24 protein-coding genes and 3 tRNA genes are annotated in these 24,945 nt (G+C 70.6%); 16 read left to right on the forward strand and 11 right to left on the reverse strand.

The genetic code is table 11. The annotated features are described in order from the left end of the window. Positions 1-21 precede the first annotated feature (21 nt). The 4 genes from ACFP2T_RS24045 (at position 22) to ACFP2T_RS24060 (ending at position 3,703) form a co-directional block, all read left to right on the forward strand. Positions 22-609 (forward strand): hypothetical protein, encoded by a 588-nt coding sequence (locus ACFP2T_RS24045; protein WP_377425097.1) that lies wholly within the window; start codon positions 22-24, stop codon positions 607-609. Positions 610-705: 96 nt separating this feature from the next. Beyond that, positions 706-1,401: a response regulator transcription factor gene (locus tag ACFP2T_RS24050; RefSeq protein ID WP_377425099.1), complete on the forward strand. Its 696-nt coding sequence runs from the start codon at positions 706-708 to the stop codon at positions 1,399-1,401. Beyond that, positions 1,391-2,821: a sensor histidine kinase gene (locus ACFP2T_RS24055; RefSeq protein ID WP_377425100.1), complete on the forward strand. Its 1,431-nt coding sequence runs from the start codon at positions 1,391-1,393 to the stop codon at positions 2,819-2,821. Before ACFP2T_RS24050 ends, ACFP2T_RS24055 begins: the two co-directional genes overlap by 11 nt. Positions 2,822-2,998: 177 nt before the next feature. Continuing rightward, the gene (locus tag ACFP2T_RS24060) at positions 2,999-3,703 is read left to right on the forward strand and encodes a glycosyltransferase family 2 protein (protein ID WP_377425101.1); all 705 of its coding nucleotides are present in this window, start codon (positions 2,999-3,001) and stop codon (positions 3,701-3,703) included. Positions 3,704-3,712: 9 nt separating this feature from the next. Here ACFP2T_RS24060 and ACFP2T_RS24065 read toward each other — a convergent pair whose 3' ends face one another. Beyond that, a complete protein-coding gene (locus ACFP2T_RS24065; protein WP_377425102.1) occupies positions 3,713-4,609 on the reverse strand; it encodes a transketolase family protein in 897 nt (298 codons plus the stop codon). Positions 4,610-4,614: 5 nt separating this feature from the next. Beyond that, on the reverse strand, positions 4,615-5,322 hold the full coding sequence (locus ACFP2T_RS24070) for a transketolase (protein WP_377425230.1): 708 nt from the start codon (positions 5,320-5,322) through the stop codon (positions 4,615-4,617). Between the two features lie 90 nt (positions 5,323-5,412). Between ACFP2T_RS24070 and soxR the strand changes: the two genes are divergently transcribed. Then, positions 5,413-5,850: a redox-sensitive transcriptional activator SoxR gene (soxR, locus tag ACFP2T_RS24075; RefSeq protein WP_377425103.1), complete on the forward strand. Its 438-nt coding sequence runs from the start codon at positions 5,413-5,415 to the stop codon at positions 5,848-5,850. Between the two features lie 26 nt (positions 5,851-5,876). Here soxR and ACFP2T_RS24080 read toward each other — a convergent pair whose 3' ends face one another. Next, positions 5,877-6,854: an NAD(P)H-quinone oxidoreductase gene (locus ACFP2T_RS24080; RefSeq protein WP_377425104.1), complete on the reverse strand. Its 978-nt coding sequence runs from the start codon at positions 6,852-6,854 to the stop codon at positions 5,877-5,879. Positions 6,855-7,026: 172 nt separating this feature from the next. Here ACFP2T_RS24080 and ACFP2T_RS24085 point away from each other — a divergent pair. The 3 genes from ACFP2T_RS24085 to ACFP2T_RS24095 all read left to right on the forward strand — a co-directional run bounded on the left by ACFP2T_RS24085 (position 7,027) and on the right by ACFP2T_RS24095 (position 8,470). Continuing rightward, a tRNA-Ser gene (locus ACFP2T_RS24085) sits at positions 7,027-7,113 on the forward strand. A 243-nt stretch (positions 7,114-7,356) separates the two neighbouring features. Then, positions 7,357-7,725, forward strand: coding sequence for a hypothetical protein (locus ACFP2T_RS24090; RefSeq protein WP_377425106.1), 369 nt, complete (start codon positions 7,357-7,359; stop codon positions 7,723-7,725). Between the two features lie 202 nt (positions 7,726-7,927). Continuing rightward, the gene (locus tag ACFP2T_RS24095; RefSeq protein WP_377425107.1) at positions 7,928-8,470 is read left to right on the forward strand and encodes a YbhB/YbcL family Raf kinase inhibitor-like protein; all 543 of its coding nucleotides are present in this window, start codon (positions 7,928-7,930) and stop codon (positions 8,468-8,470) included. Positions 8,471-8,537: 67 nt separating this feature from the next. Here the strand turns inward: ACFP2T_RS24095 and ACFP2T_RS24100 are convergent, their stop codons facing one another. Both ACFP2T_RS24100 and ACFP2T_RS24105 read right to left on the reverse strand, forming a co-directional pair. Further along, entirely contained in the window at positions 8,538-9,248 is a 711-nt protein-coding gene (locus ACFP2T_RS24100; protein WP_377425108.1) for a class I SAM-dependent methyltransferase, read from the reverse strand. 252 nt (positions 9,249-9,500) lie between these two features. After that, positions 9,501-10,280: an IucA/IucC family C-terminal-domain containing protein gene (locus tag ACFP2T_RS24105; protein ID WP_377425232.1), complete on the reverse strand. Its 780-nt coding sequence runs from the start codon at positions 10,278-10,280 to the stop codon at positions 9,501-9,503. A 360-nt stretch (positions 10,281-10,640) separates the two neighbouring features. Here ACFP2T_RS24105 and ACFP2T_RS24110 point away from each other — a divergent pair, with 360 nt between their 5' ends. After that, a complete protein-coding gene (locus ACFP2T_RS24110) occupies positions 10,641-12,167 on the forward strand; it encodes a peptide deformylase (protein ID WP_377425109.1) in 1,527 nt (508 codons plus the stop codon). 84 nt (positions 12,168-12,251) lie between these two features. Here ACFP2T_RS24110 and ACFP2T_RS24115 read toward each other — a convergent pair whose 3' ends face one another. Further along, positions 12,252-13,367 (reverse strand): globin domain-containing protein, encoded by a 1,116-nt coding sequence (locus tag ACFP2T_RS24115; RefSeq protein ID WP_377425110.1) that lies wholly within the window; start codon positions 13,365-13,367, stop codon positions 12,252-12,254. Between the two features lie 171 nt (positions 13,368-13,538). On the opposite strand from ACFP2T_RS24115, the gene ACFP2T_RS24120 reads away from it, so the two are divergent. Further along, a complete protein-coding gene (locus ACFP2T_RS24120) occupies positions 13,539-14,363 on the forward strand; it encodes a CPBP family intramembrane glutamic endopeptidase (RefSeq protein ID WP_377425111.1) in 825 nt (274 codons plus the stop codon). On the opposite strand, the gene ACFP2T_RS24125 is transcribed toward ACFP2T_RS24120, so the two are convergent. Further along, positions 14,324-16,036: a hypothetical protein gene (locus ACFP2T_RS24125; protein ID WP_377425112.1), complete on the reverse strand. Its 1,713-nt coding sequence runs from the start codon at positions 16,034-16,036 to the stop codon at positions 14,324-14,326. The two genes, ACFP2T_RS24120 and ACFP2T_RS24125, sit on opposite strands and share 40 nt — an antisense overlap. 169 nt (positions 16,037-16,205) lie before the next feature. Between ACFP2T_RS24125 and ACFP2T_RS24130 the strand changes: the two genes are divergently transcribed. The 3 genes from ACFP2T_RS24130 to ACFP2T_RS24140 all read left to right on the forward strand — a co-directional run bounded on the left by ACFP2T_RS24130 (position 16,206) and on the right by ACFP2T_RS24140 (position 18,352). Continuing rightward, a tRNA-Ser gene (locus ACFP2T_RS24130) sits at positions 16,206-16,296 on the forward strand. Between the two features lie 34 nt (positions 16,297-16,330). Beyond that, positions 16,331-16,406: transfer RNA gene (locus ACFP2T_RS24135), tRNA-Arg, on the forward strand. A gap of 569 nt (positions 16,407-16,975) precedes the next feature. Continuing rightward, the gene (locus ACFP2T_RS24140) at positions 16,976-18,352 is read left to right on the forward strand and encodes a glycoside hydrolase family 6 protein (protein WP_377425113.1); all 1,377 of its coding nucleotides are present in this window, start codon (positions 16,976-16,978) and stop codon (positions 18,350-18,352) included. A gap of 191 nt (positions 18,353-18,543) precedes the next feature. On the opposite strand, the gene ACFP2T_RS24145 is transcribed toward ACFP2T_RS24140, so the two are convergent. Further along, the gene (locus tag ACFP2T_RS24145; RefSeq protein ID WP_377425115.1) at positions 18,544-18,993 is read right to left on the reverse strand and encodes a SitI3 family protein; all 450 of its coding nucleotides are present in this window, start codon (positions 18,991-18,993) and stop codon (positions 18,544-18,546) included. A 15-nt stretch (positions 18,994-19,008) separates the two neighbouring features. Continuing rightward, positions 19,009-19,431, reverse strand: coding sequence for a CdiA C-terminal domain-containing protein (locus tag ACFP2T_RS24150; RefSeq protein ID WP_377425116.1), 423 nt, complete (start codon positions 19,429-19,431; stop codon positions 19,009-19,011). On the opposite strand from ACFP2T_RS24150, the gene ACFP2T_RS24155 reads away from it, so the two are divergent. From ACFP2T_RS24155 to ACFP2T_RS24165, 3 genes are all read left to right on the forward strand, one after another. Continuing rightward, entirely contained in the window at positions 19,401-20,480 is a 1,080-nt protein-coding gene (locus ACFP2T_RS24155) for an FtsX-like permease family protein (RefSeq protein WP_377425117.1), read from the forward strand. The genes ACFP2T_RS24150 and ACFP2T_RS24155 overlap by 31 nt on opposite strands. A gap of 72 nt (positions 20,481-20,552) precedes the next feature. Continuing rightward, a complete protein-coding gene (locus ACFP2T_RS24160) occupies positions 20,553-21,353 on the forward strand; it encodes an alpha/beta fold hydrolase (RefSeq protein WP_377425118.1) in 801 nt (266 codons plus the stop codon). Positions 21,354-21,528: 175 nt separating this feature from the next. Then, positions 21,529-22,683 (forward strand): serine hydrolase domain-containing protein, encoded by a 1,155-nt coding sequence (locus ACFP2T_RS24165; RefSeq protein WP_377425120.1) that lies wholly within the window; start codon positions 21,529-21,531, stop codon positions 22,681-22,683. Between the two features lie 349 nt (positions 22,684-23,032). On the opposite strand, the gene ACFP2T_RS24170 is transcribed toward ACFP2T_RS24165, so the two are convergent. Together ACFP2T_RS24170 and ACFP2T_RS24175 are read right to left on the reverse strand one after the other, a co-directional pair. Beyond that, positions 23,033-24,265: a vanadium-dependent haloperoxidase gene (locus ACFP2T_RS24170; RefSeq protein WP_377425121.1), complete on the reverse strand. Its 1,233-nt coding sequence runs from the start codon at positions 24,263-24,265 to the stop codon at positions 23,033-23,035. 202 nt (positions 24,266-24,467) lie between these two features. Next, positions 24,468-24,944: a hypothetical protein gene (locus ACFP2T_RS24175; protein WP_377425123.1), complete on the reverse strand. Its 477-nt coding sequence runs from the start codon at positions 24,942-24,944 to the stop codon at positions 24,468-24,470. Between the last annotated feature and the right edge of the window lies 1 nt (position 24,945).

The following is a 24,945-nucleotide window of genomic DNA, read 5'->3' on the forward strand; positions in this document are numbered from 1 at the left end:
CAGAATCTCGTTGAAACGGACATGGATGTGTTCTTTCGAACGTTCCTGCCGGCCGCCGCGGAGACCGGGGTGGCCAGCCCGACTGTGAGTCGGCACCTGCCGATCCTGCGCAACTGCGTGGATGCCGGAGATCCCACGATCCTGGTGACCCGGTGCATCCGGCCGGAGCAGTCGGCACACCACAGCTATCTGCTGCTGTTGACCACCCGGCGGCTGGTGGTCACCGAACAGAGCCGGGTCCTGCACCGGCTCCGGTTGCACCTCAACACCGATCTGCGGCACCTCGGCAACGTCACCTGGACCCCGGATCCTCGGGAACTGCTGGTCGAGTTGGCCGCGACCGCGGTCGACGGCGTCCGTGAACGCTTCCTGATCCGGGCCGACCGCCCCAGTCAGGTGTGGGAACTCGACGCCCTGTTCAGTCACGTGTTCCGGCCGAAGATGACGGCACGGGCCATCCCCGTCCCGCAGGCCGTCGCGGTGCCCACCGCCGGCACCACGGCCATCCAGGGCAGCCGTCCCGGGGCGTCACCGGCGGTCCGGCCCGTGGGGGCGAGCCCGGCCGGCATCGGTCGTACGCCGAGGCTGCGCCCCGCCATCGCCGTCTGAGTCCTCGCCGGCGCGGCCGGCACCGACCGCAACTCCGTACCCGATCCGAACGTTCCGGCCCGGGTGGCCGGGCCGCCCGTCGGACATCATTGTCGGGTGGCCGTCGACGCGTACCCGCGAGGGCTCGTCCTCGTCGTCGAGGACGAGCGGTCCATCGCCGACCTGGTCCGCCTCTACCTGTCCCGGGACGGGTTCGGAGTGCACGTCGAGCACGACGGCACCGCCGGACTCGACGCCGCCCGCCGGATGCGTCCGGTCGCCTGCGTACTGGACATCGCACTGCCCGGCATGGCCGGTACCGAGGTCTGCCGTCGGATGCGTGCCGCCGGTGACTGGACCCCGGTAATCTTCCTCACCGCCCGGGACGACGAGGTGGACCGGGTCGTCGGCCTGGAACTCGGCGCCGATGACTACGTGACGAAGCCGTTCAGCCCTCGGGAACTGGTCGCTCGGATCCGGGCGGTGCTGCGTCGGACCGGCGGTAGCCCGGACGGTGCGGAGCGGCCCCGGACCGTCGGCCCGGTCACGCTCGACCCGGTACGGCGACTGGTGACCGTGGACGGGGCCCCGGTACAGCTCACCTCGACCGAGTTCGACCTGCTGGCGCACCTGATGGGCCGCCCCGGACGGGTGTTCACCCGGGAGGAGCTGCTGGCCAGCGTCTGGGGCTACGCGGCGCACACGGGAACCCGCACCGTCGACGTGCACGTCGCGCAGGTACGGGGCAAGCTGGGCGGCGCCGCCGAGGTGATCCGCACCCATCGCGGCGTCGGGTACGCCTGTGCCGACTGACCCCGTCGGGCGGCCGGCCGGCACCGAGCCGTCCGGCCAGGGGCGGCGGCGCCGGTTCGGTCGTACCCTGACGGCCCGCGCGGTCGCGGTCAGCTGCGCGGTGGCCCTGGTGTCGGTATTCGTCACCGCCGTGGTCGCCGTCCCGCTCGCCGCGCGCTCGGCGGAGCGGCAGGCCCGGGACGCGTTGACGGCACAGGCCCGGCTGGCCGCCGAGGCGCTGCGCCCACGGATCGACCGGGGACGGACGGCCGACGAGGAGCGGATCGTCCGACAACTCCGCAACCAGGGGATCAACGCGTACCTGATCCGCGCCGGCCGCGCCGACCGGCCCGGACTGCCGACCGAGGTGGTGGATCGGGTGGCCGGGGGCCGGAACTTCTCCGGTCGTCGACAGGTCTCCGGCCAGTCGACAGTGATCGTTGGCCGCTGGTTGCCGGGCGGCAACGGCGTCGTGCTGGCCCGTCCGGCGACCACCGGCCTGTGGGAGGAGATCGTCGGGTGGCTCTGGCTGCCGCTGCTCGCCGGGCTCGCGGCCGGAGTCGTGGCCGGGGCGTTGCTCGCCCGCCGGCTGGCCCGGCCGATCAGCAACGCGGCCACGGCGGCGGTCCGGCTACGCGCCGGCGACCGGGCGGTACGGGTGCCGGTGGAGCCGCCGGAGGAGGCCGCCGACCTGGCGTACGCGCTCAACGACCTGGCCGCCGCGCTCGCCCAGAGCGAGGGGCGGCAGCGGGAGTTCCTGCTCTCCGTCTCGCACGAGTTGCGTACGCCGTTGACCGCGATCCGTGGCTACGCGGAGGCCCTGGCCGACGGGGTGGTCGGCCCGGACGGGGGCCAGCGGGCCGGTCAGATCATGCTGACCGAGGCGGAGCACCTCGATCGGCTGGTCAGCGATCTGCTGTCACTGGCCCGGCTGGAGGCGGCCGACTTCGCGTTGGAGCCGGTGCCGGTCGACCTCGACCAGTTGGGTAGCGATGCCGCGCAGACCTGGTCGGCCCGCTGCGCGGCCCTCGCCGTCGTGTTGCGGACCGAGATTCCGGCCGTACCGACCTGGGTCCACACCGACCCCGGGCGGATCCGGCAGGTCATCGACGGGCTGCTGGAGAATGCGCTCCGGGTGGTGCCGCCGGGGGCGACGATCGTGCTCGCGGTACGGCCGCCAGGTCCGGGTGAGCCGGCGGGTGGCGTGCTGGAGGTCCGGGACGGTGGGCCGGGGCTCGCCGACGACGACCTCGCGGTGGCTTTCGAACGCGGCGCGTTACGGCAGCGCTACCAGGGTGTCCGCAAGGTCGGCAGCGGCCTGGGCCTGGCGCTCGCCGCCGGGTTGGTCCGCCGGTTGGGCGGGCGGATCAGCGCGGGTCACGCCCCGGAGGGTGGCGCCCGGTTCACCGTCTGGCTGCCGGCCGCCTACCGGACGGGCTGACGGCGCCGAGCAGCGGCCGAACCGGTCCCGACCAGCGGCCGGAGGCGCCGGAGGCAACATGGACGCGAGACCGTGTCACGAAGATCTGACCAGGGGCCGTGGCGATGCCAGGGACGGCGAAGGGCGCCACTCAGGCTAGGCTAGGGCCGATTCGTCGTCGGCACCGTGGAGATCCCCGTGAAGCTCTCGATCCTCATGCCGGTCTACAACGAGGAAGAACGCATCGCGGACGCCCTCAAGCAGGCACTCGCGGTCGACTATCCGTGCGAGATCGAACTTGTTGTGGTCGACGACGGTAGCCGTGATGGTACCGGAGAGATCCTCGGACGGGCCGACGACACCCGGCTCCGGGTGATCACTCATCCGCGTAATGCGGGAAAGGGTGCTGCGATCAAGAGCGCGGTCGACAATGCCGAGGGCGAGTACATGGTGATCCTCGACGCCGACCTCGAGTACGACCCGCAGGACATCCCCAAGCTGCTAGCTCCGGTGCTCGACGGCCGGGCGACGGTGGTCTACGGAAATCGGACATTCGGCAGCCACAGCGCCTACAGCTTCTGGTACGTGATGGGCAACAAGGCCGTCACCACGGCCGCCAACGTGCTGTTCAACTCGTACATCGGTGACCTGGAGACCTGCTTCAAGCTGATGCCGGTCGCGCTGTACCGCTCCCTGGACGTCCGCTCCCGTGGCTTCGGCATGGAGGCGGAGGTGACCGGCAAGCTGCTACGCCGCCGGATTCGCCCGTACGAGGTGCCGATCAGCTACCGGGCCCGGGGTCGGGAAGAGGGCAAGAAGATCACCTGGAAGGACGGCGTCGAGGCGCTGTTCATCCTCGGGCGGGAGCGCACCCGTCGTCGGGCCGTTTCCGGCAAGCGCTGACCGGCCCGGTCAGCCGAGGAAGGCGCTGATCGACCGGCGCAGTCCCGCCGCGTCCAGGCCGTGCCAGCGGTCGTGGTCGGCCGGACTGCCGTACCGGCGCAGGTCGGTGCGGCCGACGCCGAGCGCCAGCAACCGATGGGGTACGCCCGCCAGCGCCCCGCTCACCGCCGCGCTCGACGTGCCGGCGAGGTACGGCTCCACCAGCACCACCGCCGGGGCGGCCGGCGACGGCGTGCCGACCAGTTCCCGCAGGCCGACGGCGTCGAACGGCCGGGGCGTGTGCGTGTACGCGACCGTGACGTCCAGCCCGGTGATGGCGTGCAGTACCGGGTGGAGCATCGGGCCGACGGCCAGCACCAGGGGTGCGCCGACGGTGCCCCGGTGCACCACCATCAGCCGACCGGCCGCGGGCCGGGGCAGGTCGTTGGACGCGGTGGAGAGTCGCAGGTAGACCCGGTCGTCGTGGTTCGCCGCCGCCCGCAGCAGGGTCGGCACCTCGTCCGGATGTCCGGGTACGTGCACCGTCCAGTCGGTGAGCGTGTCCAGCAGCGCCACGTCTCCCGGCGACATGTGCGTACGGCCCATGCTCGAGCCGTCGTACGACGCGCCGACGCTGACCACGACCGCTCCCACTCCCTGGTGGTCCAGGTCCAGTTTGAGCTGCTCGTAGACGCGGTCGACGGCGAACGTGGCGTACGAGTGCACGATCGGGCGCAGTCCGGTCAGGGCGAGTCCACCGGCGACGCCGACCATCAGTTGTTCGCGGATCCCGACGTTGAGTACCCGGTCGGGGTGCCGTCGGGCGGCGGGGGCGAAGGACGACGCGGAGATGTCGGCGAGGACGATCGCGGTGCGCGGATCGTCGTCCAGCAGGGCGGTGGCGGTGTCGGTGAAGGTGTCCCGCATGTCGTTCACTCCTTCGGTTCGACGACCGCGACGACCACGTGCGGCCGGTCCGGTCGGCGGGTGGTGAGGGCGGTCTCGATCGCGTCGTGGTCCCGGCCGTCGACGGTGCAGGCGGTCCAGCCGTGCACGGTGAACCGGCTCGCGATCCCGCCGGGCCAGCCGTGACTGGCGGACTGGTTGTCGATCACGATCGCGCTGACCGTGGCCAGCCCGGTCGCACCGGCGTACGCGATCGCCTCGTGGTTCGAGCCCTCGTCCAGTTCGGCGTCGCCGAGCAGTACGTACACCTGGGGCAGGTGCAGGCCCTGGGCCCGCAGCCCGAGCGCGGTGCCGACGCCCAGTCCGAGACCGTGGCCGAGTGAACCGGTGCCGATCTCGACTCCGGGCACCAGGGTCCGGTCGGGGTGGTGCCCGAGCCGGCTCTCCGGCCCGGCGAGGTCGTCGAGCCAGTCCTCCGGGATGAATCCCTTGGCGGCGAGTACGGCGTAGTAGGCGGCTGGGCCATGGCCCTTGGAGAGCAGGAAGCGGTCCCGGTCGGGCGAGTCGGCGGTCTCCGGCGAGACCCGCAGGACCCGGTCGTAGAGCACCCAGAGCACGTCGAGGGTCGAATGGGCGCTGGGTGCGTGTTTCTCGTCACCGGTCAACCGGCGGAGCAACGGCCCGAGTTGGGCTGGCCGTCCAGCGCGCCGGCTCCGGGTCGTTGGGGCGACCATCAGGTCGGGAGCAGTGGCTGTTCTGGTCATGCACCCAGCTTGCAAGTTAAAGTGCACTTCAACTCAAGGTCCCGGACAGCGGAGATTGACGTGCGGCAGGAGAGTCTGACCATCGGCGAGCTGGCGGTGCGGTCCGGCGTGGCGCCGTCGGCGCTGCGGTACTACGAGCGGCTCGGGCTGATCCGGGCCGGTCGTACCGGTGGCAACCAGCGGCGCTTCGACCGGGCCGAGCTGCGCCGGGTGTCGTTCATCCGGATCGCCCAGCAGCTCGGCGTGTCCCTGGAGGACATCCGGTCCGCGCTCGACGCCCTGCCGGACTCGCGTACCCCGAACAAGGCCGACTGGGCGCGACTCTCCGCGACGTGGCGGAGCCGGTTGGACGAGAAGATCGACCTGCTCACCCGGCTCCGGGACGACCTGAGCAACTGCATCGGTTGCGGTTGCCTGTCGTTGCGCAGTTGCAGCCTCTACAACCCGGACGACGAACTCGCCCAGCAGGGCCCGGGCCCACGCCGGATGCTCCCCTGAACCCGCGCCCGTCGACGGGAAGCTGATCAGTCGAGGGTGAGCAGCACCTTGCCGAAGTGCGTGTTCGACTCGACGACCCGGTGCGCCTCGGCGGCCTGCGCCATCGGCACCCTGCGGTCGACGACGGGCCTGATCACGCCCGACTCGACGAGTGGCCAGACCTCCTCGCGTACGCCCCGGACGATCGCGGCCTTGTCCGCCGCCGGTTGGGAGCGCAGCGCGGTCGCGGCCACCGAGGCCCGCTTGGCGAGCAGCGCGCCGAGGTCGAGTTCACCTCGACGACCGCCCTGTAGGCCGATCACCACGAGTCGGCCGCCGGTGGCCAGTGCCGCGACGTTGCGGCCCAGGTACGCTCCGCCGACGATGTCCAGGATGACGTCGGCGCCCCGTCCGTCCGTGGCCGCCTTCGTCGACTCGACGAAGTCCTCGCTGGAGTAGTCGATGACCGCCGTGGCGCCGAGTTCGCGTAGCCGGTCGTGTTTGGCGGCCCGGGCGGTGGCCAGCACGGTCGCGCCGAGCGCGGCGCCGAACTGGACCGCGAAGGTGCCGATGCCGCTGCCGCCACCATGGACGAGCAGCGTCTCGTCGGTGCCCAGCCGGGCCAGCCGGGCCACGTTCGACCAGACCGTGCAGGCCACCTCGGGCAGCGCGGCGGCCTCGGTCAGGCCGACGCCCTTCGGCACCGGCAGGAGCTGCCCGACCGGTACGGCCACCCGCTCGGCGTATCCGCCGCCGCTGAGCAGGGCGCAGACCGGTTCGCCCACGCTCCAGCCGGTCACCCCGGCCCCGACCGCGCCGATCACGCCGGCGCACTCCAGTCCCGGGTACGGGGGAGCGCCGGCCGGCGGCGGGTAGTGGCCCTGGCGTTGCAGCAGGTCGGCCCGGTTCACCGCACTGGCCCGGATGTCGATCACCACTTCGCCGGGTCCGGGAGTCGGGTCGGGTACGTCGGCCCAGAGCAGCGCGTCGGGGCCGCCGGCCGTGGGGATCGTGATCGCCTTCACGAACACAGTCTTACCGCCGTCCCGCCGTCCCGCCAGCCCACGGCGCCGCGCTCACGGCGTGCGCCCGCGACGAGGCCGGCGGGGCCGTGCCGGCGGGTGCGGCCCGACCCGGCGATCTGGCACACTACGTGGCGGCAGCGGCTCGTCCCGGCGGGGCGGCCACGCCGCTCCGGGAGGGTTCGCCTAGTGGCCGATGGCGCTGGTCTTGAAAACCGGTAAGGGGGCAACCTCTTCGTGGGTTCGAATCCCACACCCTCCGCTCGCCAGCACGACAGCCCTCGCCGTCCGCAGCGGCAGGCGAGGCAGGCCCCGGTCCGCCACCTGGGATATCGCCCACAGCCTGTTGACGGACATGTGGTGCGATCCCTTACCCTACGGATAGTAATCGGGCAGTGATTCTACGTAGATATCGCGTGGCTGGGGCCGCCGCGGAACGGATGGGCTGACCGCCCACCGAACGGCGGGCGCCTCGGACAGGCGTACGGAGTGAAGCGAGGGCGCCATGGATCTGCGGCTGTCCCCGGTGCAGGTTCGCAACCGACTGATCCTGGCGGCTCGCCGGATCGTCGCCGACCACACTCCCGATGCCGAGGGCATCTGCCCGGTCTGCGGCGTACTGCTCTGCGAGGCGCTCGCCGTGGCCTTCGGCTATCTGGCCCGGGTGGACCGACCGGAGCCACCGGTGGCGGTCGAGATCCACCGTCGCGCCGCCGTACCGCCGCCGGGGATCACCGCCGCCGAGTTGCGGATCGCCGCCGACTCGGCGCCGGGGACCATGGGCCGGTGGGACGTCGGGATCCACAATCGCGTCGGGTGGCGGATGGACGACGACGAGTGTGCGGACTCCGATCACCCGCGCCGGCGACGCTGACCCCTGTCGCCGTCGTCGCCCGCCCGGCCCACGGTCGCGCGGGCGCGGTGCGGTGTCGGGGTGGAGTGCGGTGTGGCGGGTGGGGGTGAGGTGTCACGGGTGGGGGTGAGGTGTCGCGGGTGGCGGCGCACGGAACGGGTAGAAAGGGCACGGCGGCTTCCTCTCCGACGCCAGCCACCTGTTGCGCTGAAAGGATCTCTTGATGGCTCTTGACCGACCGATCCCACCCGACCCGTACGAGGTGCTGCCGGCCGTACCGTCGTTCACGCTGACCAGCAACGACGTCCAGAACGGCGAGCCGCTGGCCGTCGAGTTCGCGCATCCGAGCGTGGGCGGCGGCAACCTGTCGCCGCACCTCGCCTGGACGGGTTTCCCCGCGGAGACCCGAAGCTTCACGGTGACCTGCTACGACCCGGACGCGCCGACCGGCAGTGGATTCTGGCACTGGGTGCTGGTCAACGTTCCGGCCGAGCTGACCGAGCTGCCCCGCGGTGCTGGCGGCACGCCGTCGGCCGGCGCCTCGGGCGCGTTCAGCGTGCGCAACGACTACGGCGAGCAGTCGTACGGGGGTGCGGCGCCGCCGGCCGGTGACCGTCCACACCGGTACGTCTTCGCCGTACACGCCCTCGACGTGGAGCAGCTGGACCTGACTCCCGAGGCGAGTCCGGCCTACGTCGGCTTCAACCTGACGTTCCACACCCTGGCCCGGGCGGTGATCCGGCCGACGTACCAGGTCAAGGACTGACGGTGGAGTCCGGGCCGGCATCCGTGCGCCGTCGGGCCTCGGTGCCGGCCCGTGGCCGGTGTACCGCTCAGGCGGGTACCCGGGCCACGGCGAAGACGGACTGGCCGAACGGTGGCCGTACGACCCGCTCGGCGGCCTTGGTCACCGGCAGTACGAGAGTGTCGTACACCTTGACCATCGGCCCCTCCTTCGGCATCAGCCGGAAGACGTTGGTGGCCATGTAGTAGCCGATCAGGCCGAGCGCGTTCGCGTAGTGCAGGGTCTCCACCTGCAGGCCCGCTTCGTCCAGCGCGGCCCGCATGGTCTTCTTGGTGTAGCGCCGGACATGGCCGGTGGCGATGTCCGCCGGGCCCATCGCGAACTCGAACGCCGGCACGATGAGGACGATCGCCCCGCCCGGGCGTACCAGGCCGCGCATGCTGCGGAGTGCGCCGACGTGGTCCTCGATGTGCTCCAGCACGTTGTACGAGACGGCGGCGCTGTAGTCGCCCTGCTCGTTGGTCGGCAGCAACATCTGCCGTACCTCGATCGCGGGCTCGTCGGAGAGCCGCTCCTTGAGGGCGATCAGCCGGTCAGGATCCGCCTCGGTGGCGGTGAACCGCTCCAGGAACGGCGCCCACTCGATGGCGTAGTCGCCCAGGCCGCTGCCGATCTCGATCGGGTTGTCGCCGAGGTACGGCAGGGCCAGCTCGACGAACCAACGCCGGTGGTTGACGGCGGTGGCGAGGCCTTCGAGCACCTCTTCCTGAACCCGCTGATCTCCAGTTATTTCTGCCATGCGTCGATTCCTCACGCTCTGACTCGACCTGCACTGGACCGACAGAGTGAACCATCTACGACGACCGTAGGGAAATTGGGGCACTCATGCGAGCTGAACTCATGCATCGCACTTCGGTTGTGACCAGTTCGGGGGTGTTTTGTTACGTAGCACCCGAAGATTATCTTGATCACATTCGCCAGGCGTGTCGACTCGATAACAGTCGGGTGTCAACCCCTCCGGCTCCCCTCCCCGGGCATCCCGGCGGACGCGTCAGGGGGTGCGGATGCAGCAGCCCGCGCAGACCTTGGGCTGCGGAAGGGTGAAGGCGAGGCAGCACGTCTTGCGCTGCACGGTCAGCTCGCCCGTCGGGCCGGGCACCAGGTCGACCAGGTCCGCCACGCCGAGTGCGTCGAGCAACGTGCCGATCGTCTCGGCGGATCCACCTGGCAGCGAGTCCGCGGCGCGCAGTACGCCGTGCGCGACCCCCGACGCCACCGAGCCGAGCAGCGTACGGGCGCCGACCCGGACCTGGGAGTGCAACGCGTCCAGCATCGGGGTCAGGTGTGCGTCGAGCAGGGACGCGCGCAACGCGTCGAGGAGTTCGGCCTCGCTCCGGGCGATCCGGACCTCGGGCAGCCCGGACAGGGCCAGCGGGTCCGACGGAAGCACCGCGATCGTGGTGGAGCGGCGGAGGCCGAGCTTGACCAGTGGCCGGTGCTCCTCGATCTGGACCAGCACGTCCGCGGGGTGCAGCAGCGGCACCCGCCGGGCGGAGGCCCAGCCCAGCACCACGGGCAGCGCCAACCAGTACGTGTAGGACTTCCAGGCCAGTGCGGCGGCGGCATGGGGCTGGGCGCCCCTGCGCTGCCGGGTGGCCTCGAGGAGTTCGGGCAGCCGGGTGCCGTCCACCAGTTCGGTGGCGGAGATCCAGCCCGTCTCGTCGGAGACCAGTAGGCCGGTGGCGAGGCCGGGCAGCTCGTCGGTGCCGAAGGTGGCCCGCAGGGTGGCGGTCACCGGAGCGAGAGGTGCGGCGGTCCGGTCACCGATCAGGACGGTCACGCCCGGTCACCGATCTGCGGCGTTCCGGCGCGCCAGCAGTCGCCCGGTACCGTCGCCGCGACCGGACTGGTCTGCCTCGATGCCAGCAGTGCCACCAGGATCTCCCCCCATTCGTGCCAACCGCACCGTCACCCTAGCCCACTAAGGCAAGGCTAACCAGAGTTAGGTGATCCTGGGGTCCCTCCGGCAATGTTTCCCTCGACACGTCGCCCATCTGACTGAGCCGGGTAGGTCCGGCCGGGGAGGATCAACCCGAGTGGCCGAAATGTCAAGCCATTGTCGTTAACGCGCCAGTTCTGTCAGACTGGCCGGCTCGGCCAGCAAACTGAGATTCCCGGCCAGAGGAACCTGATGACCACCTCGCCTATCGAGCGGGCTGCCGACTCGTTCGCGGCCGAGCTTTCCCGTCGGCGGGTCGAGCGGGGAATGACGAAGAAGCAGCTCGCGGCCCGGATGGGGTTCGACCCTTCCTACGTGAGCCACGTGGAGGGCCGACGGCACCGTCCGACCGAGGACTTCGCGCGCCGTGCCGAGGCCGTGCTGGGCGCGGCCGGAGCGATCTGGCAGCGCTTCCAGGAGTACGACGAACTGCGGCAGGCGCGCTCCGCCGTCGTCGCGCACCGCGACCCGCCGGTACCCGAGCAGTGGATGCCGCCCGGCACCGGGCTCATCGTGGAGCAGGAGACGGCCACCCTCGCCTACCACGACGACGCCTACCGGTGCGTGATCCGCCGGGCCCTCTACAACGCCGGAACCGAGCCGGTGACCCGCTATCTGGTCCGGGTGGCGGTGGACCGCTATCCCAACGATCCGGGGCGGTCGAACCGGCACCACCGGGAGAACCCGCTGACCTTCGCGGAACTGGATCTCCAGGCGTTCTGCGACGACCAGGGCACCCGCGAGCCGATGGAGTGGCGCAAGAAGCACGACCGGGATGCGTTCAAGGAGGTGTGGCTGCTCTTCGAGAACTCCGACGGGAGGTTCCCGCTCTATCCCGGAGAACGGGTCACCACCGAGTATTCGTACCGGGTGAACCAGGACAAGTGGGGGCAGTGGTTCCAGCGGGCCGTCAGGCTGCCCACCCGCCGGCTCGCGCTGCGACTCGACCTGCCGCTCGACCTGGACCCGCAGGTGTGGGGGGTGGAGACGTCGCTGTCGGCGGAGGAGGGACCGCTGCGTACCCCGCTGGTCCGGCACGACGGGGACGGACGGGCCCTCTTCGAGTGGTCGACCGACGATCCGCCGTTGAACGCCCGGTACCGCCTGGAGTGGCGCTACCGCGCCGCGCCCACCACGCCGGCCGCCCCGCCGTCCGAGTCGGAGACCCGGGCCAGCGACCGCATGCGGGCCGCCGGAATCGTGCAGCTCGGCGCGGACCTGCTCCGGCAGCCGGCCCGGCAGTTCGACCTGCCCCGCGACGAGGCCAACGCCCGCGACGTGGTGGCCCGGCTACGGGCCGCGCTGGAACGGCTCGACGAACTGCACCCGTTCAGCAAGGGGGTCGGCCTCGCCGCGCCGCAGATCGGGCTGCCCTGGGCCGCCGCCGTGGTCCGGCCGCCGGACCGGGACGCGGAGCCGGTGGTGCTGCTCAACCCCAGGGTCGTCGACGCGGCCCTGGAGACCGACGAGCAGTACGAGGGATGCCTCTCCCTGTTCGACCTCCGGGGCCTGGTGGCCCGGCCGCTCCGGCTCGACATCGAGCACGCCCGCTGGGACGGCGGACGCGTGATCACCTCGTTCGAACTCGCCATGGCCCGGCTGGTCGCCCACGAGATCGACCACCTCGAGGGCCGGCTGTACGTCGACCGGATGGACCCGGACGTGCCGTTGGTCCCGATCGAGGAGTACCGGGACACCGGCAATCCCTGGCGCTACTGAACGCGGCCCTCGCCTCCCCATGGGGGAGCCGGGTCTCGTGCCCTGCGGGACAAGGGCACGAGACCCGGCCGGGGGGAGTGGGGTCTAGAGCTCGCCGAACGCGTCGTACCGGATGTTCTCCGGCGGTACGTCGTCGGCGGCGAGCGTCCGCAACGCGGACCGGACCAGGGAGGCCGATCCCGAGACGTAACAGTCGTGTGTGGTCCACGGGCCGTACCGGGCGAAGACCTCGGCGATCTCGCCCTGTTCGCCGGCGAAGCCGGGATCGGCGCTGCACGCGGGGATGATCGACAACCAGGGGTGCTCTGCGGCCAGTTGGTACAGCTCGGTCAGCCCGTACAGGTCGTCGCGGGCCGCCGCGCCGACGAAGACGTGCATCCACCGGGTGCGGTTGTGGCCCGCCAGTTCCTCCGCCAGCGCCTTGATCGGGGCGAGCCCGACGCCACTGGCCACGCAGAGGACATCCCGGGTCGATCCTGGATCCAGGGTCATGGAACCCATCGGCGCGGCCACCCGCAGCAGGTCGCCGACCTTGACCCGGCGGACCAGGGCACTGGAGACCCAGCCGGCACCGACCGCCCGGACGTGGAACTCCAGCGCGTTGTCCTCCCTCGGGGCGTTGGCGATCGAGTACGTCCGCCAGAGCCGGGGCTGGTAACGCGGCGCCTCGACGCTGACGTACTGGCCCGACCGGTAGGGCAGGGGATGCTGGAGGGGCCGGCAGGTCAGCACGGCGATGTCGGGACCCCGGCGCTCGTGGCTGAGCACCTCGGCGTGCCAGAACGGCGGGTTCGGATCGACGGCCGCTCCGGCCTGCATCCGCTCCGCGATCGCCTGGTACGCGTCCCGCCACGCCTGGTCGTACTCGACGGTCCACTGCTCGCCGACGGACTGCCGCAACGCCTCCATCAACGCGGCGCCCATGGTGTCGTAGTGCTCGGCCCGTACGTGGTACTTGCGGTGGTCACGACCGAGCGAGCGGAGGTAGTCGTCGAAGTTCTCCGGGTCGTCGATGGTCTGGACGGCGGTGACGATCGCTTCCAGCAGCCGGTCCCGCTGCCCGTCCATCTGGACCGGAAACAGCGTGCGCAGTCCGGGGTCGGTCAGGAACATCCGGGCGTAGAAGTATCCCGCGACCTTGTCCCGCTGCTCTTCGACTAGGGTCCAGCTCTCCTTCAAGAGCTGCGCCAGGTTGTCCATTGACACCTTCTCGGTCGGGGCCACTGCGCGAGTAAGAATGAATACCGAGAGTCGATGTTGGTCGCACAGAATGTGCGATTGAGCCCAAACGTCACTTGCTGGGCTCCGGCACTTCGGGGCGACCCGGTGCGGAAGACCACGGCGGTCCGCCGGATCGGGCACAGTTGTCGGGTGACGGTTGATCTCGCCCGACCACTTTCCCGCCGGGTGCTGGGCACCGAGGTGCTGTTGGTCCTCGGCCTGTCCCTCGGGCAGTCCGCGGTCTACTCGGCGGTGACGATCATCGCCCGGCTGACCGCCGACCGGCCGCTGTCCCAGCAGACCGCCACCCTGAACGCCTCCCAGTCGGCACGTCCCTGGCTCGACCTCACCTACCAGCTCCTGGGCATCTTCTTCGCCCTCGTGCCGGTGCTGCTCGCCGTACACCTGCTCAACCGGGACCGGTTGCTCGACCGGGACGGGATGCTCAACCGGGACGGGCTCGTCGACCAGGGCCGGGGTGGTGCCCGATGGGCACTCGGGCTGGACGGGCGGCGGCCCGGCCGGGATCTCGCCTGGGGTGCGGCACTCGCCGCCGCGATCGGGCTACCCGGCCTCGGCCTGTTCTGGGTCGCCGCACACCTCGGCGTCAATGCCACCGTGGTCCCGGCGAACCTGCCCGATCTCTGGTGGGCGGTGCCGGTACTCGTCCTCTCCGCCGCACAGAACGCGATCCTCGAAGAGGTGGTGGTGGTCGGATACCTGATGACGCGGTTGCGGGAGATGAGCTGGCGGATCGGCGCAGTGATCGCGGCCAGTGCGTTGCTGCGCGGCTCGTACCACCTCTACCAGGGCTTTGGCGCGTTCCTCGGCAATGCCGTGATGGGGGTGGTCTTCGGGCTGTTCTTCCTGCGTACCAAGCGGGTGCTTCCGTTGGTGGTGGCGCACACCCTGCTGGACGTGGTCGCCTTCGTCGGCTACGCGCTGCTGCCGCGAAGCTGGTTCGACTGGTTGTAGGGCAACGCCGACGGACCGCCCTCCGTACCTCCGCCACCGGAGGAGGACGGACCGGCAGAGAGCGGACCGGTGGCGGTGGTCCGGTAGAGCGCGGTGGCCCGGGCGGCGAGCCGCTCGGTGGCGGCGGAGTTCGCGAGGGCGGTGACCAGCGTCGTCGCCCCGGGCAGTCGCCGTACGGCCAGCCGGAGCGCCAGCCAGTTCGCGCTTCGGGCGACGATCGGCGCGCCGAGCCGCCAGCCGGCCTCCGCCAACCGAGGTGACGACCCGTCCGGGCCGCCACGAAGTGCCACCTCCGCCGCGTCCAGGGCGGCCCGGGCGCTCTGCCCGTCAGGATGGACCCCGGTCAGCACCAGCAGGTCGGCGGCGCGCTCCGGGGCTGTCGGATCATGGTCGTGTGCGGCGGCCAGGTGCAGCACCAGGCTCGCCTGCGCCCAGGTGACGACGGCCAACTCCGCGAACGGAGCGAGCAACCCGGTCGCCATCGACAGGGCTCCACCGGCGGCGGAGAGTCGGACGTACCGCCGGGTGGCCAGCAGGGCGAGACCGTCGGCGGTGGCGGTCGGATAGGTCGTACGGATCCGCGCCGCCCAGGCCAGGGCCGCCGGCCCCAACTCGCGTACGGCGGCCAGGGCGAGGAGTTCCGGCGCATAACCGGGGTGGTCGAGAACGTGCCGGGCCGTCGAGCGTTGCCACCCTGGCCGAGGGGTACCCTCCACGGCCGCTCGATCCGGTACGCCACCGCCTGAGGGGACCACGTCGACCCGTTCGGGTACGCGGGTTCCGTCGGCTGCGCCGGTCAGCTCCTCAGCTGCCTCGGTATCGACGCGGGGGGCGGCCCTGTCCGGCAAAGTGGGCTCGGCTGCCGGCGTACCCGTCGATCCGCTCGATGCTGGCTCAGGGCTGGCGGGTCCGGTCGAGGGCTCGGCCTGGGTTGTCCGAGGGCTGGCCACCACCGGCTCTGCCGGCGCCGCCGCCGTCGGATCGCCTGGGGAAGGCGTCGGCGCTGCCGATGGTGGCGCCGGCGCGGCCTCGACCGCCGCAGGCGTGGTCGTGGCCTTCCTCACAGGGGCCGCCTTGGCGGCGGTCTTCTTCGCGGTGGTCTTCTTGGCAGCGGTGGTGGTCTTCTTCGCTGCGGTGGTTTTCCTGGCGGCGGTCTTCTTCGCGGCTCCGGTGCTCTCGACGGGTCTGGCCGCCTTCTTCCCAGCGGTCTTCTTCCGGGGGGCCGGTGTCGTGTCCTGGCTGGGCCGTGTCGACTCGTCTTGAGCGGCCGGGATGGACTCGTCCTGCTCGGCCGGCGTGGAGTCGCCGGTCTCCGGAGCGTCCGGCGCCGGCGTGATCGGCTGGTCGGCCTGCTCCGGACCGGATTCCGGCGAGTTCTGCCGGGTGGAGCCCTGCCCGGTAGGCGGGGTCGAGCCCTGCCCGGGAGGCGGGAATGCCGGTGGCCGACGGGCGGAGCCGGTTGGCTGCTGCTGCTCGGGCTCGGTCGGCGGCTGGAAGAGCACCGCTGGCGGCGTCTGCCGGGTACGGGGTCGGGGCGCCCTCGGCGGCTCGCCCGTCGGTTCCGTGTCCGGCTCCGGTGGGGACGTGAAGGCGGCCTTGGTCCGGCCGGAGCCACGCGTCGACTTCGGTTCCGGGCGGCGGCGCGGGGGTTCGGTGGGCGGCTGCTCCTCCATATCATGCGAGCCTAGTCGTGTCGGTGGATCGGCACCGGATGGGAATCGACCGAGGTTTCGGCGGGACGATCAGGGCAGCCGGTGGCTTCACGGCCCCGGCCGGGAAGTCGTTTTGCCCCTCCGGGTGGCTGCCCTGTATCCTCGACCGACGTGGTCTGCTGACCACCAGGGAGACTTCGCCTAGTCTGGTCTATGGCGCCGCACTGCTAATGCGGTTGGGGTCTTAAAGCCCCTCCCGGGTTCGAATCCCGGAGTCTCCGCGCTGGGGCTGGTGTGTAGACTGGCCCGGCAGCTGCGCCCGTAGCTCAACGGATAGAGCATCTGACTACGGATCAGAAGGTTAGGGGTTCGAATCCCTTCGGGCGCGCCAGTTGAGCAGGGAATATAGTCAACCGACTATATTCCCTGCTTTCGTGTGGGACACGGTCATGGCCGCCATGTGACCCACGTTTGAGCAGCTCGGGGGCATCTTTCCCCCCAGTCGCACCCCTCGATCGACCCTTGAACGGCCGAGCAACATCGGAGCACCCGGATACCACCATCTGGGATTCCTAGATGTGAAAATGGGAAGCTAAGCGGACCTGCACGGCGGAGCCGCCCCGGTGCGCCGCTTCCTGCCCGAGCTGATCGCCGGATCTTCGCCGGGCGAGGCGCCACGGTCGTCGGCGTCGAGCCCGGCCCGTCGCTGTTCGACTTCGCCGTGGAGCGGGAAACCATCGCACCGCAAGACATCCAGTACGTCGCGGCCCGCCGGACGACCTGAGTTCACCCAGGGATCTGGCCTATTCGCCGGTGCTCATGCCCTGCCCATCCGGTCGGGCTCGGCCGGGATCCGGTCCTGCGCAGAGGTGGCATCGAATAAATTGAAGAGTTTAAATGGATGGCGAGGGTTGTCGAGATTCGTACCCGGCGCTGATCGGGTAGGGAGGAGTCAGCGTCATGCTCATGCCAGGTTCTGATCCGATATCCTCGCGGCTCCGATCGGTCCTGGTCGTCTCCGCCTCGATTGTTTCCGCCTCGCTCGTCCTCGCCGCCGCGCCGCTGGTCGGCGCCGCTACGGCCGCTGCCGCCAGTACGGCCAGCCCGCCGCACCGGGTGGACAACCCCTACCTCGGGGCTCGGGTGTACGTGAACCCCGAGTGGTCCGCGCACGCCGTCGCCGAGCCCGGCGGCTCCGCCGTCGCCGACCAGCCGACCGCCGTCTGGCTGGACCGGATCGCCGCCATCGAGGGGGCCGACGGGGCGATGGGCCTGCGCGACCATCTGGACGCTGCGCTGGCGCAGCATGCCGACCTCGTCCAGTTGACCCTCTACGACCTGCCGGGCCGCGACTGCGATCGGCCGGCGCCCCAGGGTGAGCTGTCGATCGACGAGCTCGACCGCTACCGGGTGGAGTTCGTCGATCCGATCGCCGAGATCGTCGCCGCTCCCCGCTACGCCAGGCTGCGGATCGTCGTCATCGTCGAGCCCAACTCGCTGGCGAATCTGGTCACCCACACCACCCCGCGCAGCATCTCCACTTACAAGTGTGACGAGGCGAAGAACCGCGGCACCTACCTCTCCGGAATCGGGTACGCCCTGGCCCGGCTGGGCGCCCGGCCCAACGTCTATCCGTACCTGGACATCAGTCACCATGGTCAACTCGGCTGGCCGGAGGACGCCGTTCCGGCGGTGTCGCTGCTGCTCCAGGCAGCTACGATCGCCGGCAGCACGGGGGCAAACGTGCACGGCTTCGTCGCCAACACCGCCAACTACTCGGTACTGCACGAGGAGTATTTCAGCGCCGACGACGTCATCAACAACCAACCGGTGAAGTGGTCGCGGTGGGTCGACTGGAACCCGTTCGTCGACGAGGTGCCGTACGCGCGGGACATGCGGCAGCGGCTGATCGAGGCAGGCTTCTCCCCCGGCATCGGCGTACTGATCGACACCTCCCGCAACGGCTGGGCCGGTCCGACCCGGCCCACCGGACCCGCGCCGTCGTACGAACTGAATCAATTTGTGGACGGCAGTCGAATCGATCGGCGGACGCACCTCGGGAACTGGTGCAACCAGGCGGGCACGGGCCTCGGCGAGCGGCCGACCGCTGCCCCGCAGACCGGCATCGACGCGTACGTGTGGGTCAAGCCGCCGGGGGAGTCGGACGGCGCCAGCGACCGGCAGAGCGCGGATCAGTACGAGCCAATGTGCGACCCGTACTACGACCCGTATGGCGTTGCCCCGACCACCGGCGCCCTGCCGGGCGCCCCACCGTACGGCGAGTGGTTCCCGGCCCACTTCCGACAGTTGCTGAGCAACGCATGGCCGCCACTGTGACGCCCGGCGGGGCCACCCTGACCCTTTTTGGCCAGCGAGAGCGGCCCTGCTGCACTGCGGCAAACCTGTCGCACAAGCGGTGATAAAGCCAACCCCGGATGAGAGGGTGCGTCCACGTCGGACTACGGATCCCGGGTGACCGACACGTTCTCCGGGGTTCCGAAGGAACTGGTGCGTCGAGGAGGCGCCTTCTACTCGGGGAGGATGTTGTCGTAGTCCTCGTCGTACCAGGTGGCCAGGTTGTGCTTGCGGAGTATTCCGTTGACGCGGGTCAGCAGCAGGTAGTTTCCGTCGAGTACCAGCGCCGCGTCTTCGGGGCGTCCTGCCAGGACCTTACCGACGGCCGACACCATGTTCGGTGTTCCTTTGCCCGACGGGTCGTTCTTGCGCATGCGGAAGTTGACATCCACGTACTTGTCTGGCTTCCATTCCCAGGCAGCGCCTCCGTCGTCCTCGGCGTCGTAGTAACCATGGCGGCCCGACGTGATGCTGACGGAGTATCCGCGTTCCTCGTCGAGGTTGACGCTGAGTAGCCGGTTGCCGGCCGGTGACGACGCCTCGGTTGCGTTCGGCGCGGCGAGTGCTGCCACCTGCTCCAGGGGGATGTCACCCGCCAGGGTCAATCGGTATTCGATAGCCACTGTCGCTGCCTTTCCTCAGGTCCGTCGTACGATCTGCACGATCGAACCACTTCGTGTTACCGCCACGAGTTCCTTCAGCCCGGTTACCGGCCAATTGTCGAACTGTCGCTGTAGCTCTGTGAGGTCTCCGCGCCAGTCGTGGAGGTTCAGCACCACTCGCTGGGTCTGTGAGTCCGTGACCTTCTTGGAGACCTGGGTCCAGATGCCTCGCACTGCCCTGGTCGGAGTCGGAGAGTAACAATCGAAGACGTGACCCTCGATCAGGTAATCCGGATCCTTGCTCGGATCACCGGTGTCGCCGGTGTTGAGCCGGGCATCGGCGATCTCCGACCTGGTGGGGTTCTGGTGGATCCGGTAACCCTTGTCGGCGACTGTGTCGGCTGAACGTCCGTCAACGGGCCGAGGAGATGCACCTACTGCGCCGGGCCGGCGCCACACCGGGACAGCTCAGAAGGATGATGGTCGGCGAGGCCAGCATCGTCGCCCTCGCTGGCGCGGCGCTCGCCGTCTGGCCGGCCATGCTCGGCGGCCGGGCGTTGCTCGACAGGTTCCAGGACAGCGGACAGGTCGCCAGCGGCGTGGACCATGTCTTCGGGCCGATCGCCCTGGGCTCCGGTATCGGCATCACTCTGTTCGCCTCGGCCGGCGCCGCGTTCCTCGCCGTACGCCGGGGGACCCGCACCGGCACGAGATCGGGTCGGTCCGCCGGCCCGGCCAGGAACGTCGCGGGATACGCGGCCCTGCTCGTGGGCGCCGCCGGCGTCTGCGCCACCTTCACGATGAACGCCACCGACAACGCGTTGATGGCCGCGCCCGCGTACGGGGCCATCCTGCTCTCCGTGGGCTTCGCCGTCCTTTCTCCGCTGCTGCTGCGGGCGCTGCTCGGCCGGCTGGGACGACCGATCACCGCACTGTTCGGCGCGAGTGGCTACCTGACCGTGCTCAACCTGCGGCGCCGGGCAGCCGAGCTGTCCGCAATCCTGATGCCGCTGATCCTGTTCACCGGGATGGCGACCGCGACGCTCTACATGCAGGCCGTGGAGACCAGCGCGATCACCGCGTCCGGGGTCGTCAAGTCGGTCGAGGACAAGACCCTCGAAACGCTGAACCTCGTCGTCGTCGGCATCGTCGTGGTCTTCTCCTGCATCATGCTGATCAACAGTCTGTACGCCGCGACCTCCTACCGTGGCCGGGAGTTCGGGCAACAACGTCTCGCCGGGGCCACCCCCGGACAGGTACTGCGGATGGTCGGCTGTGAGAGCCTCATCCTGACCGTCACCGGGATCCTCTTCGGAACCCTTGCCGCCATCGCCGGGCTCCTGCCCTTCACCGTCGTCCGCACCGACACGATCCTCCCCGACCAGGGCCCCGGGATCTGGCTGACCATCATCGCGGTCGCCGCGGCGGCCACCCTGACCACCAGCCTGGCCACCGCCCGCCGGACCCTGCGCACCCCCGCCGTCGCGGCCGTGACGGTCGCCGCCTGAAACGCCGAGCCACCGGAAGGCGCTGCGACGACCGGTCGCTCACCGCCTCATCCACTGTCGAAGGAGATCAGAATGGACCGCGTCATCTCGAAGGACGGCACCTCGATCGCGTACGAACGCAGCGGCAGCGGGCCGCGCGTGATCCTGATCGGCGGCAATCTCGACGACGGGTCGGAGAACGCGCCGCTCGTGCCGGCGTTGGCGGAACGGTTCACGGTCCTCAACTACGCCCGCCGGGGCCGGGGGGAGAGCGGTGACACCCTGCCGTACGCGGTGGCCCGGGAGATCGAGGACATCGTCGCCCTGATCGACGCGGCGGGTGCGCCGGTGCACCTGTTCGGCGCCTCCTCGGGCGGCGCGCTGGCGTTCGAGGCCACCCTGGCCGGCCTGCCCGTCGAGCGGATCGCGGTGTACGAAGTGCCGTACCTGACCGACGAGGACATCGTCCAGCAGTACCGGGCCTACGTCGAACAGCTCCAGCACGCGCTTTCCGCCCGGCGGCGCGGCGACGCGCTCGACCTGTTCATGCGACTGGCCGGCTCCGGCGAGGAGGACATCGCCGCAGCGCACACCTCGCCGATGTGGCCGAGCCTGGAGTCCCTCGCCCCGACCCTGGCCTACGACGCCGCGTGCCTGGGAGACGGCCGTCCGCCGGTGACCCGGCTCGCCCGGATCACCCAGCCCACCCTGGTGGCCACCGGCGGAACGCCGGACCCGCACACCGCCGGGCTGCAACCCGGCTTCTTCGATGCCGCCGCCGACGTCATCGCCGCGCACGTCCCGAAGGCGGAGCGGCGGGTCGTCGAGGGACAGGGCCACGTCGCCGACCCGGCAGTGCTCGCGCCGGTACTGGCGGAGTTCCTCGCCAGGTGACGGCCGCGCGCGGGCCTGCCTGGGGGAAATCCCCCAGCGGAAGACGGCCGTCAGCCGGGTCCCGCCCGGGCGGCGGCGTGCCTAGCGTGATCTTCCGTAGCGACGAGCGACGGAAGGAGTTCGGGTGACGAGCGCACGTTCCGCAGTCCAGAGGACGGTGAGGTGGCGGAGGGCCGTGGCGGCCGCGACGGCTGGCGCGGTGCTGGCCGCGGCGGCCGGCGGTGGGGTCGGGTCAGCCGCGCCGCCGGCCGCGGATCACCGGTCCACGGCCACAGTGCTACAGCACGGCCTCGACGATCTGCACGACCTCGGCATATCCGGGACGCAGGGCCTGGTCCGCGACGGGAACCGGGTGACCGTGGCCCGCAGCGGCGTGGCCGACCTGGACACCGGCGCGCCGATGCCGGTCGACGGGTACCTCCGGATCGGCAGCACCACGAAGACGTTCGTGTCGGTGGTGCTGCTCCAACTCGTCGGCGAGGGCCGGATCGGGCTGGACGACCCGATCGAACGCTGGTTGCCCGGTGTCGTCAACGGCAACGGCAACGACGGCCGGCGCGTCACCGTACGCCAGGTCCTGCAACACACCAGCGGCCTCTACGACCCCACCAACGACCTCGACGCGCTCAAGTCGCCCGACGAGTTCCTGGCACACCGCTTCGACCACTACACCGAGGCGCAACTGGTAGCGATCGCGATGCGGAACCCGCCGCTGTTCGCCGCCGGTACGCACTGGAGCTACTCGAACACCAACTACGTCTTGGCGGGGATGCTCATCAAACGGATCACCGGACACCTGTGGTATGCCGAGGTGCGCTCCCGGATCCTGATGCCGCTGCACCTGACCCATACGTTCTACCCCGGCGACCGGCCGACCCTGCCCCAGCCCCACGGCGAGGGGTACCGGCAGTTCGCGCCGGGCGGGCCGCTGGTCGACACGACCGTCTTCAATCCGACGGTGACGGCCTCGGCCGGCGGCCTGGTCAGCACCAACACCGACCTGGCCCGCTTCTGGCAGGCGATGGCGCGCGGCCAGCTGTTGCGGCCCGGACAGCTGGCGGAGCTGCACCAGACCGTGCTGGCCGATGGCTTCCAGGGAATCCGGCCGGGCATCCGCTACGGGCTGGGCATCATGTGGATACCCAACCGGTGCGGCGGCTCCTGGGCGCACGTCGGCTCCATGCCGGGGATGAGCACCCTCGCCGCGGTCACTCCGGACGGGGACCGCTCGACGGTCTTGTACCTGGCCACCGAGCTGGCCGACCCGGACCGGGCGAAGGCGGTCGTACAGCGGGAGATGGCACTGCTCGATGACCTGATCTGCGGCTGACGGTCATCGGGGAAAGAACGGGAATTGGACGTACACCGGTCGGCGGCGAGGACCTTCGCGGCGTCGTCGACCGGGGATGGCCGTGTTGGTTGACGCGCTGCTTGACCTCGGCGGCGGCAAGGCCCTGGCAAGGTCTGGAAAGCCTGGTGGCGGTCGATGACGGCACGGGCCTGGTCTGCCAGTTCCGGCGCAAGGGCGTAGCGGTACCGGCATACCACGCGCCCTGCCAATGACGATGACTGACTCGCGAACTCGACAACTACACCGGGTCTGATCACTCCCACAGGTCCGTGACCTCACCGGACGGTTCCGCCGTCGCCCGCCGGAGCGGCGGGCGACGGCGACGTCATCAGCCGAGGAGCAGGTGCGCGTTCCGCAGCGCGTGCGCGGCGACCCTCCGGCCCAGGTCGACCCCGACCTCGTCGGCCGACCGCGTGTGGATTCCGGACCAGATCCGGGCGTCCACGTTCTCGTCGGTCAGCGGTCGCCACCGGTCGTAGGTACGGGTGGCACCCGGCTGGCTGGGACTGGTGATGGTGAAGGGTTGCCGGGCGCGCGGGCCGACCAGCGCGGTCAGCACCTGTTCGGCGGCGCCGGAGTAGGTGTTGTGGCCGCTCGGGTAGTCCGGGTGGGCCGGGGTGGTGTGCAGCGGCGTCCAGGTCGGGTCGTCACCTGCCTGGATGCCGGTGACCGGCCGCCAGCGCAGGTACGCGTACTTGGCGTCGGAGGTGGCGATCTGGGTGTCCACGAGGGCGACGTGGAACAGGGCCACCAGCTGGGCCCGCCAGGCGGCCGGTTTCCGCGACTGGGCCAGCGCCGCCCGCAGTACCCCGGTGTAGAGGACCAGGGAGGATCCGAGCCAGAACGTGGCGGTGTCGGTCTGGGCCTGGGTGCGTGCGGTGCTGTCGGCACCGCCGTAGACCCGTACCTCGGCGAGGTCGGCGAGGTAGCGCGCCGAGCCCAGCGCGGGCGGCGGGTCCGGGCGGTACCGGTCGGCGCGGTCCAGCAGGAACGGTGTGGCGAACCGGTTGCCCGCCTGCTGCCCGGTGGTGAACGTCGGCGGAGTGGGCTGCCAGATGCCGGGGGCCGGCGTCGGCGTCGGGAACGGCGGGTTCACCGACGCGGGGTCGAGCCCGTCGTCGGCTCGCTGGGCGAGCAGTGTGCTCGCCTCGGCACGGCCGGCGGCAATGCCGCGGTCCCTCGCCGTACCGGCCGGGATCCGGGCCAGCGTGGTCGCCAGGGCGGCGTCGAGTGCGGCCGTGTTCTCCGGTACCAGCGCGCTGAGTCCGGTGTGTACGGCGGAGGCGAGCGCGGCATCCTGGTACGCCCGGACGCCGGGGGCGTGCCGTAGCGCGCGAGCGGCGGCCAGCCAGCTGATCGCCCAGGCGCGGCTGCTGGTGACCTGTGGCCGGGTGCCGGTGTCGATGGCGGCAGCGGTGACGTCGTACCACTCCACGGCGGTGTCCACCTGGGAGCCGGCGGTGGCCGGGCCGGCGACGGCGGTCGTGGCGAGCAGGGCAGCTGCGGTAGAGGTGACGAGGAGACGACGGGACAGCCGATTGTTCGGCCAACTTCGATGCATGGCCGTAACGTAGCCAGCCCGCCGGGGTAAATCCATATCTAACCTATAGACTTAATAGATTTAACGGCGTGGTCAAGAACTGGACAGATCCGCGATCGCGCGGCGCGGCCGACGGCGACAGGCCGGTAGGTGGCTGGCCAGAACAGCGGTTGCACTGGCACGGACGCACGGGACGCACGGACGCACGGACGTGGTCGTCGCCTCAGTCGGTCTTCGTGACCGCCGACGCGGTTACCGAGCCCCCGGTGTCGGTGTCGCCGCTCACGCTGACCTTGTCGCCAGCCTTGAGATCCTTCAATTCGCCCGGAACCTGCACGGTCGTGTCGCCGTCGGTGCGGATCGTGATCACCTCGCCCGACTCTGTCTGCAGGTAGATCGTGGTGCCGTCGAGGAGTTTGACGGTTCCGGTGGTAGCTCGGCCGCGCCCCGGCCCGCCTTGGGCGCCGCCGCCGAGTGAACCACCGCCAGGAAAGGCCGTGGGTGGGGTGAAGCCGCTCTGCCCCCGGAACCCACCCGGTCCCGTGCTGGTGGACTGCGCGCCGAATGCTTTCTGTACCTCAATTCCGGCCACGAGGCCGCTGACGAGGAGTAGCGCCACAGCGAGGACGATCGTCGTCCTGTTCCACCAGCGGCGGTTCACCGCGGCAGCCAGTTCGGCGTCCAGTGTGGATGCGGTCACG

It is taken from the genome of Plantactinospora solaniradicis, from assembly GCF_042658085.1.
Taxonomy (GTDB): domain Bacteria; phylum Actinomycetota; class Actinomycetes; order Mycobacteriales; family Micromonosporaceae; genus Plantactinospora; species Plantactinospora solaniradicis.